Origin of the sequence: Pseudomonas sp. F(2018) (genome assembly GCF_005508865.1) — a bacterium.
Classification (GTDB): Bacteria; Pseudomonadota; Gammaproteobacteria; order Pseudomonadales; family Pseudomonadaceae; genus Aquipseudomonas.
This window is the reverse complement of record NZ_SCOM01000002.1, coordinates 856,579-875,384: the sequence shown is the minus strand read 5'-3', so window position 1 is coordinate 875,384 and position 18,806 is coordinate 856,579. Positions and strand designations below refer to the sequence as shown.

Here is an 18,806-nt window from a genome sequence, read left to right as displayed (position 1 = left end):
ACGCCGCCCGAAGGCGGCGTTTTGCCAGCACGACCACGTCCTTTATGCAGGGATATTCATCACCACTCGCCCACCGGCCGGACAGGTTTCCATGAACTGGTTGGCCGCAACGAAATCCTCGAAGTCGAAGGACTTGGCGATAGTCGGCTTGAGCAGGCGATCGGCCGTCAGCTGATTGATCCGCTGCAGGGCACGTTGCACCGCTTCCTCGTCGCGCTGCAACCCCAGGTCAGGCTGACCGGTGAAGTCCAGCACGCAGTGACGGAAGAACTGCAGATGCTTCTTGAACGCTGCACAGGCCGGGAACGCCGCATCATTGCCGCCGTTCACGCCATAGATGATCAGCTTGCCGCGAGTCGCCGCGACGTCGCCGAGCAGTTTCATCTGCGGGCCGGCGCACTGGTCCAGCACCACTTCCACGCCCTTGCCGTCAGTGAAGCGCTCGACCTCGAGGACCAGGTCCTGCTCCTCGGTATCGATCACCTTGTCGGCGCCCAGCTCACGCAGGTAGGCACGAGTGGAACCTTCGCTGGTGGCGGCGATCACCACGGCGCCCAGCGCCTTGGCCATCTGCACCGCCTGGGGTGCCAGGCAATGGGCCGCCTCGGTGACCAGCACGCGCTGGCCGGGCTGCACATCGGCCAGCTCGACCAGAGCGAAGTACGCCAGCATATAAGGGGTGTAGTGCACCGCCGCTTCTTCCGGCGTGAGCACATCCGGATAGCGGGTCAGCGCGCTACGCGGCATCAGCACCAGATCGCCCCAGGCCGGGTACTGGTTGGGGCTGAAGGCCGGGAAGCTGGCAACCGCCACGCCTGGAGTCAGGTCGTCGACCCCAGGGCCAACGGCCTCGACCACACCGGACAGCTCGAAGCCGACACCGGCCGGCAGCTGCGCCGCCTGATCGGGCGCCAGGTTCTGCCGCCACAGTACGTCACGCCAGCCGACACCAAGCGCCTGGGTGCGGATCAGCACCTCGCCGTGGCCGGGTTTCGGGGTCGGCAATTCCTCCAGACGCAGCACGCTGGCATCGCCGAACTGGTGGAAACGGATCATGCGGGACATCACACACCTCGCCGTGGACTCTATGGCCCCGGACTCTATATGGGCTTATCCATCGACACCACCCGCGCACATTGATAGTCACCATAAATGTGGATGATCGGGCCGGCCGATGGCCGAGGCTGACGATAAGGTCAACCTCGCTCTTGACGTTATCTTGCCACGGCCGCACCTTTCACACACCCAACATGGAAGACAGTGATGAACCGCAACGACCTGCGCCGCGTCGATCTGAACCTGCTGATCGTATTCGAGACGCTGATGCACGAGCGCAGCGTGACGCGTGCCGCGGAGAAACTGTTCCTCGGCCAGCCGGCGATCAGCGCCGCCCTCGCCCGCCTGCGCAGCCTGTTCGATGACCCGCTGTTCGTCCGTACCGGACGCAGCATGGAGCCCACCGCGCGGGCCACCGAGATCTTCGGCCTGCTCTCCCCGGCACTGGACTCCATCTCCACCGCCGTCAGCCGCGCCACCGACTTCGACCCGGCCACCAGCAACGCGGTGTTCCGCATCGGCCTGTCCGACGACGTCGAATTCGCCCTGTTGCCACCACTGCTGCGCCGCCTGCGCGCCGAGGCACCCGGGGTATCGATAGTAGTGCGGCGCGCCAACTACCTGTTGATGCCCAACCTGCTGGCCTCCGGCGAGATCTCGGTGGGCGTCAGCTACACCGAGGAACTGCCGGCCAACGCCAAGCGCAAGGTGATCCGCCGTGGCGGCTCGCGCCTGCTGCGCGCCGACAGCGTGCCGGGCAACCTCAGCCTGGACGACTTCTGCGCCCGCCCGCACGCCATGGTGTCGTTCGCCGGCGGCCTGATCGGCTTCATCGACGAAACCCTGGAAAAACTCGAGCGCAAGCGCCGCGTGGTGCTGGCCGTGCCACAGTTCAACGGCCTCGGCGCGCTGCTCGCCGGCACCGATCTGGTCGCTACCGTGCCGGACTACGCCGCCTCCGCGCTGATCGCCATCGGCGGCCTGCGCGCCGAGCCGCTGCCGTTCGAGAGCAACACTTTCGAGCTGCACATGGTCTGGCGCGGCGCCCAGGACAACGATCCGGCCGAACGCTGGCTGCGCTCGCGCCTGCAGATGTTCTGCGGCGATCCCGACACCCTCGCCTGATCTCCCCAGGCGCTCTGCGACGGGCGCCACAGCGACTATTAACGCCAGAGCATGAATCATCATTCCGGATGATATTCAAATTCGGATCGTTCGATTCGTGCCTTCAAACTGCGCCGAGCAGACTCCGCCCATTCACAAATCCGACTGGCGGAGTCAAACATGGAACAGTCAAACAATATCTCCTGGCGCTTTCCCCTGGCCTTCGCGGCCGTCCTGGTGTTGAGCGCCTGCGGCAAGGGTGAAGACGCCAGCCAGCAGATGCCGGCCGCCAAGGTCAGCATCGCCGAAGTGATCGAACAACCGATCAACGAATGGGACGAGTTCACCGGCCGCCTGGAAGCACCGGAGTCGGTCGAGGTGCGCCCGCGTGTCTCCGGCTACATCGACAAGGTGGCCTTCGATGAAGGCAGCCTGGTGAAGAAAGGCGACCTGCTGTTCCAGATCGACCCGCGCCCGTTCGAGGCCGAGGTCAAGCGCCTGCAGGCCCAGCTACAGCAGGCCCGCGCCAACCAGACCCGCGCCGCCAACGAAGCCCGCCGTGGCGAGCGCCTGCGCCAGAGCAACGCCATCTCCGCCGAACTTGCCGATGCCCGCGCCAGTGCCGCCACCGAGGCCCAGGCCGCGGTCGCCGCGACCCAGGCCGAGCTGGAGAATGCCCAGCTCAACCTCAGCTTCACCCGCATCACTTCGCCGATCGACGGCCGCGTCAGCCGCGCCGAGATCACCGAAGGCAACCTGGTCGGCGCCGGCCAGTCGCTGCTGACCTCGGTGGTGTCCACCGACAAGGTCTACGCCTACTTCGACGCCGACGAGCGCGTGTTCCTCAAGTACGTCGAGCTGGCCCGCAAGGCCGGTAGCGACGCCCGCGGCGCCAGCCCGGTGTACCTCGGCCTGACCAGCGAGAACGGCCACCCGCACGAGGGCCAGCTGGACTTCCTCGACAACCAGGTCAACCCGCGCACCGGCACCATCCGTGGTCGCGCCGTGTTCGACAACCGCGACGGCCGCTTCACCCCCGGCCTCTACGCCCGTCTCAAGCTGGTCGGCAGCAGCACCTACCCGGCGGCGCTGATCAAGGACGAAGCGGTCGGTACCGACCTGGGCAAGAAGTTCGTCCTGGTCCTCGGCGACAAGAACACCGTGGACTACCGCGCCATCGAGCTCGGTCCGAAGCTGGAAGGCCTGCGCATCGTCCGCAGCGGCCTTTCCAAGGGCGAGAAGATCGTGGTCAACGGCCTGCAGCGCGCCATGCCCGGTGCCACGGTCGACCCGCAATCCGTGCCGATGGCCGACGAAGCCACCCTCGCCCAGCTGGCGCGCCTGCGTCAGGCCGTGGATGGCCGCGACGCCCCGCGCGTAGCCGAACAACAAGCCAAATCCAGCAACGCACCGCGCGGCTGAGGTAGAACGCCATGAACTTCTCCCAGTTCTTCATCAAGCGGCCGATCTTCGCCGCCGTGCTGTCCCTGCTGGTGCTGATCGCCGGTGCGATCTCGCTGTTCCAGCTGCCGATCAGCGAATACCCGGAAGTGGTGCCGCCCACCGTGGTGGTGCGCGCCAACTTCCCCGGCGCCAACCCCAAGGTGATCGGCGAGACCGTCGCCTCGCCGCTGGAGCAGGCCATCACCGGCGTGGAAAGCATGCTCTATATGTCGTCGCAGTCCACTGCCGACGGCAAGCTGACCCTGACCATCACCTTCGCCCTCGGCACCGACCTGGACAACGCCCAGGTGCAGGTGCAGAACCGCGTGACCCGTACCATGCCGACCCTGCCCACCGAGGTGCAGCGGCTCGGCGTGACCGTGGACAAGGCCTCCCCGGACCTGACCATGGTGGTGCACCTGACTTCGCCGGATCAGCGCTACGACATGCTCTACCTGTCCAACTTCGCCGCGCTCAACGTCAAGGACGAGCTGGCGCGGCTGGACGGCGTGGGCGACGTGCAGCTGTTCGGCATGGGCAACTACTCGCTGCGCGTGTGGCTCGACCCGAACAAGGTGGCCTCGCGCAACCTCACCGCCTCGGATGTGGTCGCCGCCATCCGCGAGCAGAACCGCCAGGTCGCCGCCGGTGCCCTCGGCGCGCCGCCCTCGGACGCCGGCAACAGCTTCCAGCTGTCGATCAACACCCAGGGCCGTCTGGTCAGCGAGGAAGAGTTCGAGAACATCATCATCCGCGCCGGCGACGACGGCGAGATCACCCGTCTGAAGGACATCGCGCGCATCGAGCTGGGCTCCAGCCAGTACGCCCTGCGCTCGCTGCTGAACAACCAGCCGGCGGTGGCCATCCCGGTGTTCCAGCGTCCCGGCTCCAACGCCATCGAGATCTCCGACGCCGTGCGGGCGCGCATGGCCGAGCTGAAGAAGAGCTTCCCGCAGGGCGTGGACTACGAGATCGTCTACGACCCGACCATCTTCGTACGCGGCTCCATCGAGGCGGTGGTGCACACCCTACTCGAAGCCATCGTGCTGGTGGTGCTGGTGGTGATCCTGTTCCTGCAGACCTGGCGCGCCTCGATCATCCCGCTGGCCGCCGTGCCGGTGTCGCTGATCGGTACCTTCGCCGTGATGCACCTGTTCGGCTTCTCGCTCAACGCCCTGTCGCTGTTCGGCCTGGTGCTGGCCATCGGCATCGTGGTGGACGACGCCATCGTGGTGGTGGAGAACGTCGAGCGGAACATCGGCCTGGGCAAGACGCCGATCGAGGCCACCCGCCAGGCCATGAAGGAAGTGACCGGCCCGATCGTCGCAACGGCCCTGGTGCTGTGCGCCGTGTTCGTGCCGACCGCGTTCATCTCCGGCCTCACCGGGCAGTTCTACCAGCAGTTCGCCCTGACCATCGCCATCTCCACCGTGATCTCGGCGTTCAACTCGCTGACCCTGTCGCCGGCCCTGGCCGCCGTGCTGCTGAAGGATCACCACGCGCCGAAGGACCGCTTCTCCCGCGTGCTCGACAAGCTGTTCGGCGGCTGGCTGTTCAACCCGTTCAACCGCTTCTTCGACCGCGCCAGCCATGGCTACGTCGGTACCGTGAAGCGCGTGCTGCGCGGCAGCTCGATCGCCCTGCTGGTCTACGGCGGCCTGCTGGTGCTCGGCTATCTGGGCTTCTCCAGCACCCCGACCGGTTTCGTGCCGCAGCAGGACAAGCAGTACCTGGTCGCCTTTGCCCAGCTGCCGGACGCCGCCACCCTCGACCGTACCGAGGCGGTGATCAAGCGCATGTCGGAAATCGCCGGCAAGCACCCGGGCGTGGAGAACACCGTGGCCTTCCCGGGCCTGTCGATCAACGGCTTCACCAACAGCCCGAACAGCGGCATCGTGTTCACCCCGCTGCGGCCGTTCGACGAGCGCACGGACCCGAGCATGTCCGCCGGTGCCATCGCCGCCGAGCTGAACGCCCAGTTCGCCGAGATCCAGGACGCCTACATCGCCATCTTCCCGCCGCCGCCCGTGCAGGGCCTCGGCACCATCGGTGGCTTCCGTCTGCAGATCCAGGACCGCGGCAGCCTCGGCTACGAGGAGCTGTACAAGCAGACCCAGAACATCCTGGCCAAGGCGCGCGCGCTGCCGGAACTGAACCCGATGTCGGTGTTCACCAGCTACCAGGTCAACGTGCCGCAGATCGATGCCAACATCGACCGCGAGAAGGCCAAGACCCATGGCGTGGCCATCAGCGACATCTTCGACACCATGCAGGTGTACCTGGGTTCGCTGTACGCCAACGACTTCAACCGCTTCGGTCGTACCTACCAGGTCAACGTCCAGGCCGAGCAGCAGTTCCGCCTGGAGCCCGAGCAGATCGGCCAGCTCAAGGTGCGCAACAACCGCGGCGAGATGATTCCGCTGTCCACCTTCGTCAAGGTCGATAGCGCCTCAGGCCCGGACCGGGTGATGCACTACAACGGCTTCCTCACCGCCGAGATCAACGGCGCGGCAGCCCCCGGCTACAGCTCCGGCCAGGCCGAGGCGGCCATCGCCAAGCTGCTCAAGGAGGAACTGCCCAACGGCATGACCTACGAGTGGACCGAGCTGACCTACCAGCAGATCCTCGCCGGCAATACCGCGATCTTCATCTTCCCGCTCTGCGTACTGCTGGCCTTCCTAGTGCTGGCCGCCCAGTACGAGAGCTGGAGCCTGCCGCTGGCGGTGATCCTGATCGTGCCGACCGTGCTGTTCTCCGCCATCACCGGGGTGATCCTGGCCGGCGGCGACAACAACGTGTTCACCCAGATCGGCCTGATCGTACTGGTGGGCCTGGCGTGCAAGAACGCCATCCTCATCGTCGAATTCGCCAAGGAAAAACAGGAAGAAGGCCTCGACCGCATGGCCGCCGTGCTGGAAGCCTGCCGCCTGCGTCTGCGTCCGATCCTGATGACCTCCATCGCCTTCATCATGGGTGTGGTGCCCCTGGTGCTCTCCAGCGGTGCCGGCGCCGAGATGCGCCATGCCATGGGCGTGGCGGTGTTCAGCGGGATGATCGGCGTGACCTTCTTCGGCCTGCTGCTGACCCCGGTGTTCTACGTGCTGATCCGCGGCTTCGTGGAGAAGCGCGAAGCACGCAAGGCCAACCAGATCGCTCACGAGGTGCATGCATGAAGCCGTTGATTCCCGCCCTGCTCGCCCTCGCGGTCAGCGCCTGCGCCGTCGGCCCGGACTACCAGGCGCCAGAAACCCAGACGGCGCGGATCACCGCGCTGGAAGCCGGCGACTACGACCGTACCGACTTCGAATCGGCCTGGTGGGAGCAGTTCGACGACCCCACCCTGAGCCAGCTGGTACAGCAGTCGCTCAAGGAAAACCGCGAGCTGCGCGTGGCCTTCGCCCGCCTGCGCGCTGCCCGCGCCATCCGTGACGACGTCGGCAACGACCAGATGCCGGTGATCACCAGCCGCGCCAGCGGCGAGTTCGGCAAGGCCCAGGAGCCGCCGAGCAGCGAGGAGCGTATCCGCCAGGAGCGCTACGACCTTGGCCTGGACATGGCCTGGGAGCTCGACCTGTTCGGCCGCATTCAGCGCACCATCGAGGCCAGCGACGCCCAGAGCGAGGCCGCCGAGGCCGAGCTGTACCAACTGCAGGTGAGCCTGATCGCCGAACTGGTGGACGCCTACGGCAATATGCGTGGTGCACAACTCAGAGAGCGGATTGCCCGCGACAACCTGAAGAACCAGAGCCAGTCGCGCGCCCTGACCGAGCAGCTGCGCGACGCCGGCATCGGCAGCGAACTGGACGTACTGCGTGCCGATGCGCGCCTAGCCGCCACCGAGGCCAGCCTGCCGCAACTGCAGGCCGAGGAGGCACGCGCCCGTCACCGTATCGCCACCCTGCTCGGCCAGCGTCCGGAACAGCTGACCGTCGACCTGTCGGACAAGCCGCTACCGGTGATCGCAAAGGCCCTGCCCATCGGCGATCCGGCGGAGCTGCTGCGCCGACGTCCGGACGTACGCGTCGCCGAGCGCCAGCTGGCCGCCGCCACCGCCAACGTCGGGGTGGCCACCGCCGACCTGTTCCCGCGGGTCAGCCTGTCCGGCTTCCTCGGCTTCACCGCCGGCCGCGGCTCGCAGCTGGGCGCCGCCGATGCGCGGGCCTGGGGCGTGGCACCGACCATCAGCTGGGCGGCGTTCGACCTGGGCAGCGTGCGGGCCCGCCTGCGCGGCGCCGAGGCCGATGCCGACGGCGCCCTGGCCAGCTACGAGCAGCAAGTGCTGCTGGCCCTGGAAGAGTCGGAAAACGCCTTCAGCGATTACGCCAAGCGCCAGCAGCGCCTGGCCTCGCTGGCGCGCCAGTCCGAGGCCAGCCGCGCGGCGGCGGCCCAGGCCGCGGTGCGCTACCGCGAAGGCACCGAGGACTTCCTGGTGCTGCTCGACGCCGAGCGCGAGCGCCTGGCCGCCGAAGACGCCCAGGCCCTGGCCGAGATCGAGCTGTACCGGGGCATTGTCGCCATCTACAAGGCCCTTGGTGGAGGCTGGCAGCCGAACGCCTGATCTGAATTCGTCCGAGCACGTTCGGACAAACAATCCCTCCTGGGCCGACCCTGCCCTTGTCGGCCATTGCGCTCCCCGCGGTTCGCTCCTGACCGCGGGGATTTTTTTGCCAGCAGAAAAGACAACGGCCGGCAAAAGCCGGCCGCAGGTTCACCAGATGGCCGATCAGCTGGCGCGCGCCATGCTGCGCAGGGCCTTGATCTGGTCGTGGTTGCGGATCACGCCGGCGTATTGGCGCTGGATCACTTCGCGCACATTGGCCGGCAGGTTCTTCTCTTCCAGGGCCTCGGCATAGTGCTTCTTGGCTACGTCCTCGCCGCGCTCGCACTCGTTGAGGATGGCTTCGTCGCTCTTGCCGGTGATCAGTGCCTTGAGGTCGACCCAGCGGCGGTGCAGGTCACCACCAACGCTGGTGTCGGTTTCCGGCTTGCCGCCCAGCTCCAGCACCAGACCCTGCAGTTCACCGGCTGCGGCCGCGCATTCGCGCGAGCGGTTGTTGAACAGCGACTGCAGCTGCGGGTCCTTGACGTCCTTGGCGCAGGTACGGAAGCCCGCTTCACCGTCCTTGCTGGTCTCGATCAGGTTGTTGAGAACCTTGATGGTGTCTTTGATGGTATCGCTCATCATTGTCTTCCTTTGCCGGCGCTGCCGGCGGCTGGTGGGATGACTGCATAGGCGCGATTACTGTTGCGCCGCCTGATGGTGTCGACCCGACCGCTTCGATCGGTGTTCCACCTAACCGATGGGCGGTCGGGCCAACAGATCAAAGACTTAGCCCTGCTCGGGGACGAGGATCAGGGCTCCGAGCGGTGGCAGGTCGAGGGGCAGTGACTGGGGCTGGCCGTGATCGCTGTGGTCGATGCTGTGCACCTGGCCACGGCTGCCGGCGGCCGAGCCCAGGTAGCGCTCATCGTCGCTGTTGAGCAGCACACGCCAGTTTCCGGCGATGGGCACACCGACGCGGTAGCCGCCGCGTGGCACGGGGGTGTAGTTCTGTACTACCAGCAACGGCTGCTCGCCCTCCGCGTGGCGCAGCCAGGCGAATACGCTGTTGCGCTGGTCGTCGCCGATCAGCCACTGGAAACCTTCGGCGCGGCTATCCAGGCGGTGCAATGCCGGGTAGTCGCGGTACAGGCGATTGAGATCGCGCATCAGGTTCTGCACGCCGGCGTGCTCGCCGTAGCGCAGCAGGTACCAGTCCAGCTGCTGGTCATGGTCCCACTCGCGCCACTGGCCGAACTCGCAGCCCATGAACAGCAGCTTCTTGCCCGGGTGCGTCCACATGTTGGCGAGGAACAGGCGCAGGTTGGCGAACTGCTGCCAGCGGTCGCCGGGCATCTTGCCCAGCAGCGAACCCTTGCCGTGCACCACCTCGTCATGGGAGATCGGAAGGACGAAGTGCTCGGAGAAGGCGTAGATCAGGCCGAAGGTCAATTGGTGGTGATGGAAACTGCGGTGCACTGGGTCCTGCTGGATATAGGCCAGGCTGTCGTGCATCCAGCCCATGTTCCACTTGTAGGCGAAGCCCAGGCCGCCCTCGCCGGCCGGCCGACTGACACCCGGCCAGGCGGTGGACTCCTCGGCGATCACCAGGGCACCGGGTGCCTCGCTGGCCACCACCTCGTTGAGGTGGCGGAGGAACTCGATGGCCTCCAGGTTCTCGCGGCCGCCGTGGCGGTTGGGAATCCACTCGCCGTCCTTGCGCGAATAGTCGCGATAGAGCATCGAGGCCACCGCATCCACGCGCAGGCCGTCGATGTGGTAGATGCGCAGCCAGTGCAGCGCCGAGGCCAGCATGAAGCCGTGCACCTCGGTGCGGCCAAGGTTGTAGATGAAGGTATCCCAGTCCTGGTGGAAGCCCTCGAACGGGTGCGCGTACTCGTACAGCGCAGTGCCGTCGAAGCGCGCCAGGCCGTGCTCGTCGGTGGGGAAATGCGCCGGCACCCAGTCGAGGATCACACCGATGCCGGCCCGGTGGCAGGCATCGACGAAGGCGGCGAAATCGGCCGGTGAGCCGTAGCGCGAGGTCGGTGCGAACATCGACAGCGGCTGGTAGCCCCAGGAACCGCCGAACGGATGCTCCATCACCGGCAGCAGCTCGATATGGGTGAAGCCCATGTCCTGCACGTAGGGGATGAGGCGCTCGGCCAGCTCGGCCCAGGTCGGCGGACGTTCGTCGACATGCTGCCAGGAACCGGCGTGCACCTCGTAGATGCTCAACGGCCGGTCATGGGCCTGATGCCGTTGCCGGTTGGCCAGCCAATCCTGGTCGGTCCAGGCGAAGTCCAGCGACGCGGCGACCCGCGAGCCGGTGGCCGGCGGTCGCTCGCCTTCGAGCGCCAGCGGATCGGCCTTGAGCGGCAGCACGCCATCGGCGCCGAGGATCTCGAACTTGTACACGGTGCCGGCGCCCAGGCGCGGGATGAACAGCTCCCAGACGCCACTCGGGTAGCGCAGGCGCATGGGATGGCGGCGTCCGTCCCAGCCGTTGAAGTCACCGACCACCGAAACCCGCCGGGCGTTGGGCGCCCACACGGCGAAACGCACGCCCGGCACGCCATCCTGCTGCATCAGCTGGGCACCCAGGCAGCGTCCTAGATCGCGGTGGTTGCCCTCGGCGAACAGGTACAGGTCGATATCGCCGAGCAGCGCGCCGAAGGTATAGGGGTCTTCGGTTTCCTGCTCGGCCTCCGGCCAGTGGATGCGCAGACGATACCGCTGCGGCCGTTCCAGCCTCAGGCTGAACAGCCCGCCGGCGTCTTCCAGCTGCATGGCGCCGAGCAGTTCGCCGCTGTCGGCGGCCAGCAGTTCGACCGCCAGCGCGCCGGGCAGCCACACCCGTACCAGGCTACCGGCGCCATCCGGTTGCGGGCCGAGGAAGGCAAAGGGGTCGCCATGCTCGGCGCGGCGCAGACGTTCCAGGTCAGTCATCAACGATTTCCCTGCAATTGGTGAACAAGCTCGAGCAACCCGTGCAAGGGCACGTCGAGCCAGTCGGGGCGGTGGGCGGCCTCATACAGAACTTCGTAGGCGGCCTTCTCGATACTGAACAGCGCCAGTGCGGCGCCCTCGCCTTCGCGGGCCTGCCACTCGTGCGGCAGATCGGCGGCGGCCAGGCGATAGGCGTCATAGAACGCGGTACGCGCCTCGCTGCGGTAGCGCGAGGCAATGCGCTGGCGGGCTGCCGTGGCCTCGTCGGACGAATCGGAGCCCTGGGCGTTGCGCAGGACCATGGCGGCGGCATAGTCGAAGGAGCGCAGCATGCCGGACACGTCCTTCATCGGGCTGTGCCGCTGGCGGCGCTGCTCCAGCGGCCGGCTCGGCTCGCCCTCGAAGTCGATGATGTAGGCATCGCCCTGCACCACCAGCACCTGGCCCAGATGCAGGTCGCCATGCACACGGATGCGCACGCCGCCGGCGGACAGCCGCGCCAGGTCGCCGACCAGGCGCAGCAGTTCATCACGCTGCTGCAGCAGCAGGTCGACCTGACGCTGGTCGGCTTCGCTCAGGCGGTCGCGGCTGTGATCCAGCGCCTCCAGTGCCTGCTGCAGCTGCGCGCCGATGGACTCGCCCCAGCCCTGGCTATCGGTCTCGTCGCTGGGGCGCAGGCCGAAGTCGGGATCGTCGCTGGGCGTGGCCAGCACCCGATGCATCTCGCCCAGCCGCCGTCCCAGGGTGGCGGCGAAGGCCTGCAGCTCCGCCAGGGCGTCGTATTCGCTCTGCACATTGGACACGCCGCCGCTGAGCTCGTCGCGGATGGCCCGTTGCAGGTTGTCGAGGGTCCAGGCCCAGGCATCGCCCTGGTTGTTCAGGTAGCCCTGCAAGATCATCAGGGTGAAGGGCTCACCCGTGCCATCGACCCGGCGCACTTCGCCGAGCATGGGCGCGATGTTGGCGTAGCCATTGGCGGTGAGGAAGCCGCCCATCTCCGCCTCGGGGTGCACGCCTGGGAACAGGCGGCGCACCAGCTTGAGCACCATGCGCTCGCCGATGATCACCGAGCTGTTGGACTGCTCGGCGGAGATCAGCCGCGTCTCCTCGCCCGCCACCGCCGGGTAGTCGGCGAAGCGGCTGCTGGGCAGGAAATGGATCTCGCCTTCTCCCGCCTTCAGCACCTGGCGGCTATGCAGGTGGGCGAGCACCTCGTAGGTGAACTCGGGCAGGCTGAAGCCGTCGGTCAGCAGGCCCACCTGGCGACCACGACGCAGACGCGCCAGGGCCAACTGCTGGGCCAGCGGATTGCCGGACGAACCTTCGTCGACGTAGGCCAGGGGCAACTGGTAGCGCTCGCCGCCCTGGACGATCTCGGCCAGCGCGCGCAGGTCGCCGAACGGCTGCACGTAGGCCAGCTCGGGTTTCGCGGCGCCGTCGCTCTGGGCGGAGAACCAGCGGCGGCGGCCCAGGTAGCTGGCCAGCAGATCGGTCTCCAGCACGCTTCGGCTGGGCGCGCGGGTCAGCTCATGCAAGTCGCGCTTGATCACCAGGGTCGGCAGCTCGGCCATGCGCTCCACCGGCGCCACGTGCCAGCTGGGCATCTGCGAGGCGTCGGCCAGGTAGAACCAGTAGAAGCCGTATGGCGGCAGAGTCAGCAGGTAGGTCATCTCGCCGATCGGCGGGAACGACGCGCCGCCGACCATCTCCACCGGCACCCGGCCGTCGTAGGCGGACAGCTCCAGCTCCACCGCCTGGGCCGCCCGCGACAGGTTGGCCACGCAGAGGATGCTCTCCTCGCGGCCGTCGGCGCCGCGCAGCTCGCGCAGGTAGGCGAGGATGCGCCGGTTGCTCGGCGTGAGCATCTTCAGGCTGCCGCGGCCGAAGGCCTGCTGTTGCTTGCGCACGGCCAGCATGCGGCGCATCCAGTTGAGCTGCGAATGCGCGTCGCGGGCCTGGGCCTCGACGTTGACCGTCTGGTAGCCGTACAGCGGGTCCATGATCGGCGGCAGCACCAGCTTGGCCGGGTCGGCACGGGAGAAGCCGCCGTTGCGGTCCATCGACCACTGCATGGGCGTGCGCACGCCATCGCGGTCGCCGAGGTAGATGTTGTCGCCCATGCCGATCTCGTCGCCGTAATACAGCACCGGGGTGCCCGGCATCGACAGCAGCAGGCTGTGGAGCAGCTCGATCCGCCGACGGTCACGCTCCACCAGCGGAGCCAGGCGACGACGGATCCCCAGGTTGATACGCGCGCGCTGGTCGGCGGCGTAGTAGTTCCACAGGTAGTCGCGCTCGTCGTCGGTGACCATTTCCAGGGTCAGCTCATCGTGGTTGCGCAGGAAGATCGCCCATTGGCAGTTGGGCGGAATATCCGGGGTCTGGCGCAGGATGTCGGTGATCGGGTAGCGGTCTTCCTGGGCGATGGCCATGTACATGCGCGGCATCAGCGGGAAGTGGAAGGCCATGTGGCATTCGTCGCCCTCGCCGCCCTCCTCGCCACCGAAGTACGGGCGGGTGTCCTCCGGCCACTGGTTGGCCTCGGCCAGCAGCATGCGATCACTGTAGCGCTCGTCCAGAGCCGCGCGGATGCGCTTGAGCACCACGTGGGTCTCGGCCAGGTTCTCGTTGTTGGTGCCGTCGCGCTCGATCAGATAGGGAATCGCGTCCAGGCGCAGGCCGTCCACGCCCATGTCCAGCCAGTAGCGCATCACCCCGAGCACGGCGCGCAGCACCTGCGGGTTGTCGAAGTTGAGGTCCGGCTGGTGCGAGTAGAAGCGGTGCCAGAAGTACTGGCCGGCCACCGGGTCCCAGGTCCAGTTGGACTTCTCGGTGTCGAGGAAGATGATCCGCGTGCCGGTGTACTTGTCGTCCGTGTCGGACCAGACATACCAGTCGCGGGCCTTGGATCCCTTCTTGGCGCGCCGCGCGCGCTGGAACCAGGGATGCTGGTCCGAGGTGTGGTTGATGACCAGCTCGGTGATCACCCGCAGGCCGCGCCTGTGCGCCTCGGCGATGAAGCGGCGGGCGTCGGCCAGGGTGCCGTAATCCGGGTGCACCCCCTTGTACAGGGCGATGTCGTAGCCGTCGTCGCGGCGTGGCGAGGGATAGAACGGCAGCAGCCAGAGAGTGTTCACGCCGAGGTCGGCGATGTAGTCGAGCTTGTCGATCAGCCCGGCGAAGTCACCGACGCCGTCGTTGTCGGCATCGAAGAACGACTTCACGTGCAGCTGGTAGATCACCGCATCCTTGTACCACTGCGGATCGTCGAGAAAGGCTTTGCTACGGGCCATGCATTACTCCTGTCAGCGCACCGGGCGCACGCGCCAGATGCCGAACGGCAGATGCCAGGGTTCGATACGCATCCACTGCACCTTGCCGTGCCACGTCCAGCGGTGGCCGTTCATCAGGTCCTCGCCCTCCAGCGCGGCATCGTCGCCCAGGCCGAACTCCCACAGCGGCAGCTCGAAGTTGGCCTCCTGAGCGTTGTGCGGGTCGAGGCTGACGGCGACCAGGATGAAGTTGTCGCGCTCGGCGGTGCGCTTGCCGAAGAACAGGATGTTGTCGTTCCAGGCGTTGTAGGCCTGGAAGCCGAAGTGGCTGTGCAGGGCGCGGTTGTCGCGGCGGATCTGGTTCAGGCGGGTGATCTCGCCGACGATGTTGCCCGGCGCGTGGTAGTCGCGCGGGCGCAGCTGGTATTTCTCCGAGTCCAGGTACTCTTCCTTGCCCGGCACCGGCGCCGACTCGCACAGTTCGAAGCCGGAATACATGCCCCACAGGCCCGAGCCCATGGTCGCCAGCGCGGCGCGAATGAGAAAACCGGCGCGGCCGCTGTGGTGCAGGAAGTACGGGTTGATGTCCGGCGTGTTGACGAAGAAGTTCGGCCGGTAGCACTCGCGCCAGGGCGACTGGTTGAGTTCGCCGAAGTATTCCTCCAGCTCCTTCTTGCTGTTGCGCCAGGTGAAGTAGGTGTAGCTCTGGGCGAAGCCGAGCTTGCCCAGACGCGCCATCATCGCTGGGCGGGTGAAGGCCTCGGCGAGGAAGATCACCTCGGGATTCGAACGGCGCACCTCGGCGATCAGCCACTCCCAGAACGGCATCGGCTTGGTGTGCGGATTGTCCACGCGGAACAGGGTGACGCCCTGCTCCACCCAGCCCTGCACCACCTCCAGCAGCGCCATCCACAGCTCCGGCACGGCGGCCTCGGCGTAGAAGTCGACGTTGACGATGTCCTCGTATTTCTTCGGCGGGTTCTCGGCGTGGCGGATGGTGCCGTCCGGGCGCCAGCTGAACCAGCCGGGATGCTGCTCGAGCCAGGGATGGTCGGGTGAGCACTGGATGGCGAAGTCCAGCGCCACTTCAAGGCCATGGTTGCGCGCCGCCTGTACCAGGTCGCGGAAGTCTTCCAAGCTGCCCAGCTCGGGATGCACCGCGTCGTGGCCACCCTCGGCGCTGCCGATGGCATAGGGGCTGCCGGGATCGTCCGGGCCGGCCTTAAGGCTGTTGTTCGGGCCCTTGCGGTGGGTGCGGCCAATGGGGTGGATGGGCGGGAAATACAGCACGTCGAAACCCATGGCGGCGATGTCCGGCAGGCGCTTGTGCACATCGGCGAAGGTGCCGTGGCGTTGTGGGTCGCCGCTTTCCGAACGGGGGAACAGCTCGTACCAGCTGGCGAACTCGGCCAGCTGGCGGTCCACATCCAGCGGGAACACACCACTGCGCACCAGGTGCGGGCGGTGCTCGGCGCGGCCCATCAGCTCGCCGGTGAGGGGGTCGAGCAATACGGCCACGCGCTGGTCCAGAGTCTCGCAATCGGCCAGGCGCCCGAACAGCCCGGCAAAGCGCTCGGCCAGCTGCGCCGGTGCGTCCGCGCCGATGCGCCGCACCAGGGCCTCGCCCTCCTGGACCTCCAGGGCGACGGGCACGCCGGCGGCGTACTTCTTCTTCAATTCATAGTGATAGCTGGCGTAGATGTCCTGCCAGGCCTCGATGACGAACTCGGCCCGGCCTGGTGCCTCAGGCACCAGCCAGCCGCGCCAGCGATCATTGCCCAGAGCCTGCAGCGGCACACGGCGCCACTGCTGCTCGCCGGCGCCACGCCAGAGCAGCGCGGCGGCGATCTGGTCGTGACCGTCGGTGAAGATCACCGCGTCGACGGCCAGCGCTTGCCCTACCAGGCACTTGGCGGCGAAGCGCCCGCCCTCCACCTGCGGCGTCACCGACTCGATGGCGATGCGCGGCGCGGCGGCGGCGAGACTGGCATTGACGCGGGCTTCGGCCTGGCGAATCGCATGCATCGCTATGGGCTCCTTGACGCCTGGCGGACGTGTAGTGGGAATGAGGTGGGCCGGTAACGGCTCCTTGAGTTCCGAACGTCCTGCGGCGGCAAAAGTTCAGGCTGCTTACAGCGGGATACCATCGGCGTAGAGCACGCCGCGCTCCGGGTGGATGTCGAGAATCGAGCGCAACATGCGCTCCGCCGCATCCTCCGCCTCGCGTTCGCAGACGCAGCGTGGGTCGAACACCCAGAGCACCGTCACTTCGCCGCCATAACGCTTGGGCTGGTATTCGATCAGGCCGATGAAGCTGGCGCCGTTGTACATGGCATCGGTCCACGCCGTGCAATGCTCGAATTCGCGGAACATGAGATACCTCTCCGCTAGGGTGGTGGCTGCTTGGCCTCGCGTTCGAGAACCGGCAGCGCATGCAGGATGATCAGCGCCAGCAAGGTCGCGAGCACCGCGGTACCCTCGCGGCCCATACCGACGGCGATACCGATGGCGGTGCTGAACCAGAGCGAGGCCGAGGTGGTGAGGCCCTTGATCTGGCTGTCGTGGTCGCCCTTGAGAATGGTGCCGGCGCAGAGGAAGCCGATGCCGGCGGCGATGCCCTGGATCACCCGGCTGACGGCGTCATGCTCGGCATCGTCCAACTCCAGGATCATCACGAACAGCGCCGCGCCCAGAGTCACCAGCATATGAGTGCGCAAGCCAGCGGCCTTGCCCTTGGACTCGCGCTCGAAGCCCAGCAGGCCTCCAAGCAGCGCGGCCATCAGCAGGCGCAGACCGGCACGCAGCATCTGCTCTGGCTGCCCGAAGTCGGCGAACTCGTCGTGCAGAGTCGCCATCAGGTATTCGCTCAGCTCCAAGGCAGCTGCTGGCCAGGGCGCACACTCAGCAGCGCCTGGCGCTCTCCTGGCAACAGATAGCGCCGGGTACCGCAGCGGCTACAGCATTCGTGTAGCAGCTCACTGCCACACAGGCGCAGGGCGGCGGATCGATCAGGGAACCATTGGCATCCGGAAATCAGGCAAAGCATGGTCATATTGGCCACTCCGTTGGGTCTCTAGAAAATGACTCGGGACGCAGCGGAAGGTTTGATGAAATTTCGAACTATCGAGGCATGCCCGCTTCTCTTGAGGTGAAGCCGCACGAATGCGGTGCCAGTGGAGATGACGACCATGCCACGCGGTAGCAAAGACAAATACACCGATAAGCAGAAGCGCAAGGCCGAGCACATCGAGGAGAGTTACGAGGCCCGCGGTGTATCCAAGGGCGAGGCGGAGGCGCGGGCGTGGGCCACGGTGAACAAGCAATCCGGCGGTGGCGAGCGCAAGGGCGGCTCGGGCCAGCAGAAGAGCCCGGAGAACAAGAAGGCCGCACGCGAGTCCTCCGCCAGTCGCGCGGCAAAGACTCGCGAATGTGTGCCACGGCCTGGCTCGAAGCTGGAGTCGATGACGCGGCCGGAGCTGATGGAGATGGCACGCAAGCGTGAGATCCGTGGGCGCTCGACCATGCGCAAGGCCGAACTGATCGAGGCCCTCGGCTGACTCGCTCTGCTACTCCTCGTCTTCGCCCTTGGTGACCTGGTCCGTCCAGGGTTTGCCATCCAAAGGGGCGGAACGTGCCAACTCGGCTTCGTCCAGGCCGATACCGCCGCCGATAGCCTCCTCGCCGACCACGCTCAGTTCCTTGTCCAGCGGGTGGCTATCGCCGAGTTCGTCCGGCGAGTTGGCCCCGCTCTCGTCGAACAGGGTGTCGGGGCTGAGATCGTCCATTGTCACATTGTCCTCGTGGGCACTGTCGGTCAGTGTCTCGCCGCCCGTCATGCCGGCGTGGAGCTCGCGTTCGGCCGAATACTCCTCGCGCACCTCGGACTCCGGACGCCGATCGCCGGCTCGGCCCTCGCGTTCGTCGTTGCGGTCATTGAAGTCCAACTCGCGCACCGAGCCCATGCGGTCCTCGATGTCGTCGATCTCCTGAACTCGCGGTGTGTGCTTGCTCATGCTGCTGCTCCAGTCGGCTGGTGTACCTCTGTCGACTGGTGGCCGCGACGATGATTCAAGCTGTTTGCCGCTACCTCAGAAGCGAAAGCGCTCGGAATGGTTTTGCAGTTCGTCCAGCTCCAATGGCTGGGCGGAAGACTGCTGGACGGCACGGAGGTCGTTCGGGGCTGGCAGGGATGGCGATTGAAAGATGGGCGACAGCCGACCGGATGCCTGCTGGTCGTAGCCGATCAGGGTGGTTCGATCGAGATTACGCAGCAGAAGCTGCAGATCGATGACCTGGTCCATCGCCGGCTGCCGTGCCGGTGCCCGGGACAAGGACTGCCATGCGAGGAAGGTGCACAGCGGTGTGCAGATCAGCAGTACGACGAGGTAATAGTCGAGAAATGATTCCCCGGACCGGTCCCGGCCAGACTCCACTGTGCCCAT

The 18,806-nt window shown here is 66.7% G+C and carries 15 protein-coding genes; 5 read left to right on the top strand and 10 right to left on the bottom strand.

Annotated elements, in window-relative coordinates; genetic code table 11:
- Positions 1 to 42: 42 nt before the first annotated feature.
- A complete protein-coding gene (locus tag FFS62_RS12185; RefSeq protein ID WP_137973078.1) occupies positions 43 to 1,065 on the bottom strand; it encodes a zinc-dependent alcohol dehydrogenase family protein in 1,023 nt (340 codons plus the stop codon).
- A gap of 198 nt (positions 1,066 to 1,263) precedes the next feature.
- Between FFS62_RS12185 and FFS62_RS12180 the strand changes: the two genes are divergently transcribed.
- The 4 genes from FFS62_RS12180 to FFS62_RS12165 all read left to right on the top strand — a co-directional run bounded on the left by FFS62_RS12180 (position 1,264) and on the right by FFS62_RS12165 (position 8,161).
- Positions 1,264 to 2,181, top strand: a complete 918-nt coding sequence (locus FFS62_RS12180; protein WP_137973077.1) for a LysR family transcriptional regulator — start codon at positions 1,264 to 1,266, stop codon at positions 2,179 to 2,181.
- A 159-nt stretch (positions 2,182 to 2,340) separates the two neighbouring features.
- Entirely contained in the window at positions 2,341 to 3,582 is a 1,242-nt protein-coding gene (mexE, locus tag FFS62_RS12175; RefSeq protein ID WP_137973076.1) for a multidrug efflux RND transporter periplasmic adaptor subunit MexE, read from the top strand.
- Between the two features lie 11 nt (positions 3,583 to 3,593).
- Positions 3,594 to 6,776, top strand: coding sequence for an efflux RND transporter permease subunit (locus FFS62_RS12170; protein WP_137973075.1), 3,183 nt, complete (start codon positions 3,594 to 3,596; stop codon positions 6,774 to 6,776).
- Positions 6,773 to 8,161 (top strand): efflux transporter outer membrane subunit, encoded by a 1,389-nt coding sequence (locus FFS62_RS12165; protein WP_137973074.1) that lies wholly within the window; start codon positions 6,773 to 6,775, stop codon positions 8,159 to 8,161. Before FFS62_RS12170 ends, FFS62_RS12165 begins: the two co-directional genes overlap by 4 nt.
- A 165-nt stretch (positions 8,162 to 8,326) precedes the next feature.
- On the opposite strand, the gene FFS62_RS12160 is transcribed toward FFS62_RS12165, so the two are convergent.
- The 7 genes from FFS62_RS12160 to FFS62_RS23540 all read right to left on the bottom strand — a co-directional run bounded on the left by FFS62_RS12160 (position 8,327) and on the right by FFS62_RS23540 (position 17,416).
- Positions 8,327 to 8,785 (bottom strand): PA2169 family four-helix-bundle protein, encoded by a 459-nt coding sequence (locus FFS62_RS12160; protein WP_137973073.1) that lies wholly within the window; start codon positions 8,783 to 8,785, stop codon positions 8,327 to 8,329.
- Between the two features lie 147 nt (positions 8,786 to 8,932).
- On the bottom strand, positions 8,933 to 11,092 hold the full coding sequence (glgB, locus tag FFS62_RS12155; protein ID WP_137973072.1) for a 1,4-alpha-glucan branching protein GlgB: 2,160 nt from the start codon (positions 11,090 to 11,092) through the stop codon (positions 8,933 to 8,935).
- Entirely contained in the window at positions 11,092 to 14,385 is a 3,294-nt protein-coding gene (gene treS / locus FFS62_RS12150; RefSeq protein ID WP_137973071.1) for a maltose alpha-D-glucosyltransferase, read from the bottom strand. Before treS ends, glgB begins: the two co-directional genes overlap by 1 nt.
- A 12-nt stretch (positions 14,386 to 14,397) precedes the next feature.
- Positions 14,398 to 16,389: an alpha-1,4-glucan--maltose-1-phosphate maltosyltransferase gene (locus tag FFS62_RS12145; RefSeq protein WP_137973070.1), complete on the bottom strand. Its 1,992-nt coding sequence runs from the start codon at positions 16,387 to 16,389 to the stop codon at positions 14,398 to 14,400.
- 105 nt (positions 16,390 to 16,494) lie between these two features.
- Positions 16,495 to 16,737, bottom strand: a complete 243-nt coding sequence (locus FFS62_RS12140) for a hypothetical protein (protein WP_137973069.1) — start codon at positions 16,735 to 16,737, stop codon at positions 16,495 to 16,497.
- A gap of 14 nt (positions 16,738 to 16,751) precedes the next feature.
- Positions 16,752 to 17,240 carry an MgtC/SapB family protein gene (locus FFS62_RS12135; RefSeq protein ID WP_137973068.1) on the bottom strand — a complete coding sequence of 163 codons (489 nt, stop codon included), beginning with the start codon at positions 17,238 to 17,240 and terminating at the stop codon, positions 16,752 to 16,754.
- On the bottom strand, positions 17,231 to 17,416 hold the full coding sequence (locus tag FFS62_RS23540) for a PSPA7_2676 family Cys-rich small protein (RefSeq protein WP_137973067.1): 186 nt from the start codon (positions 17,414 to 17,416) through the stop codon (positions 17,231 to 17,233). The genes FFS62_RS12135 and FFS62_RS23540 overlap by 10 nt, the downstream gene beginning before the upstream one ends.
- A gap of 136 nt (positions 17,417 to 17,552) precedes the next feature.
- Here FFS62_RS23540 and FFS62_RS12125 point away from each other — a divergent pair, with 136 nt between their 5' ends.
- Positions 17,553 to 17,921, top strand: coding sequence for a Rho termination factor N-terminal domain-containing protein (locus FFS62_RS12125; protein WP_137973066.1), 369 nt, complete (start codon positions 17,553 to 17,555; stop codon positions 17,919 to 17,921).
- 9 nt (positions 17,922 to 17,930) lie between these two features.
- Here FFS62_RS12125 and FFS62_RS12120 read toward each other — a convergent pair whose 3' ends face one another.
- Together FFS62_RS12120 and FFS62_RS12115 are read right to left on the bottom strand one after the other, a co-directional pair.
- Positions 17,931 to 18,377, bottom strand: a complete 447-nt coding sequence (locus FFS62_RS12120) for a phosphotransferase system, HPr-related protein (RefSeq protein WP_137973065.1) — start codon at positions 18,375 to 18,377, stop codon at positions 17,931 to 17,933.
- A 75-nt stretch (positions 18,378 to 18,452) separates the two neighbouring features.
- Positions 18,453 to 18,806, bottom strand: coding sequence for a hypothetical protein (locus FFS62_RS12115; RefSeq protein ID WP_137973064.1), 354 nt, complete (start codon positions 18,804 to 18,806; stop codon positions 18,453 to 18,455).

Bases quoted from the DNA above. Each gene is read 5' to 3' on its own strand.
- FFS62_RS12185 (WP_137973078.1), bottom strand. From the start codon at position 1,065: ATGTCCCGCATGATCCGTTTCCACCAGTTCGGCGATGCCAGCGTGCTG.
- FFS62_RS12180 (WP_137973077.1), top strand. From the start codon at position 1,264: ATGAACCGCAACGACCTGCGCCGCGTCGATCTGAACCTGCTGATCGTA.
- mexE (WP_137973076.1), top strand. From the start codon at position 2,341: ATGGAACAGTCAAACAATATCTCCTGGCGCTTTCCCCTGGCCTTCGCG.
- FFS62_RS12170 (WP_137973075.1), top strand. From the start codon at position 3,594: ATGAACTTCTCCCAGTTCTTCATCAAGCGGCCGATCTTCGCCGCCGTG.
- FFS62_RS12165 (WP_137973074.1), top strand. From the start codon at position 6,773: ATGAAGCCGTTGATTCCCGCCCTGCTCGCCCTCGCGGTCAGCGCCTGC.
- FFS62_RS12160 (WP_137973073.1), bottom strand. From the start codon at position 8,785: ATGAGCGATACCATCAAAGACACCATCAAGGTTCTCAACAACCTGATC.
- glgB (WP_137973072.1), bottom strand. From the start codon at position 11,092: ATGACTGACCTGGAACGTCTGCGCCGCGCCGAGCATGGCGACCCCTTT.
- treS (WP_137973071.1), bottom strand. From the start codon at position 14,385: ATGGCCCGTAGCAAAGCCTTTCTCGACGATCCGCAGTGGTACAAGGAT.
- FFS62_RS12145 (WP_137973070.1), bottom strand. From the start codon at position 16,389: ATGCATGCGATTCGCCAGGCCGAAGCCCGCGTCAATGCCAGTCTCGCC.
- FFS62_RS12140 (WP_137973069.1), bottom strand. From the start codon at position 16,737: ATGTTCCGCGAATTCGAGCATTGCACGGCGTGGACCGATGCCATGTAC.
- FFS62_RS23540 (WP_137973067.1), bottom strand. From the start codon at position 17,416: ATGACCATGCTTTGCCTGATTTCCGGATGCCAATGGTTCCCTGATCGA.
- FFS62_RS12125 (WP_137973066.1), top strand. From the start codon at position 17,553: ATGCCACGCGGTAGCAAAGACAAATACACCGATAAGCAGAAGCGCAAG.
- FFS62_RS12120 (WP_137973065.1), bottom strand. From the start codon at position 18,377: ATGAGCAAGCACACACCGCGAGTTCAGGAGATCGACGACATCGAGGAC.
- FFS62_RS12115 (WP_137973064.1), bottom strand. From the start codon at position 18,806: ATGGGCACAGTGGAGTCTGGCCGGGACCGGTCCGGGGAATCATTTCTC.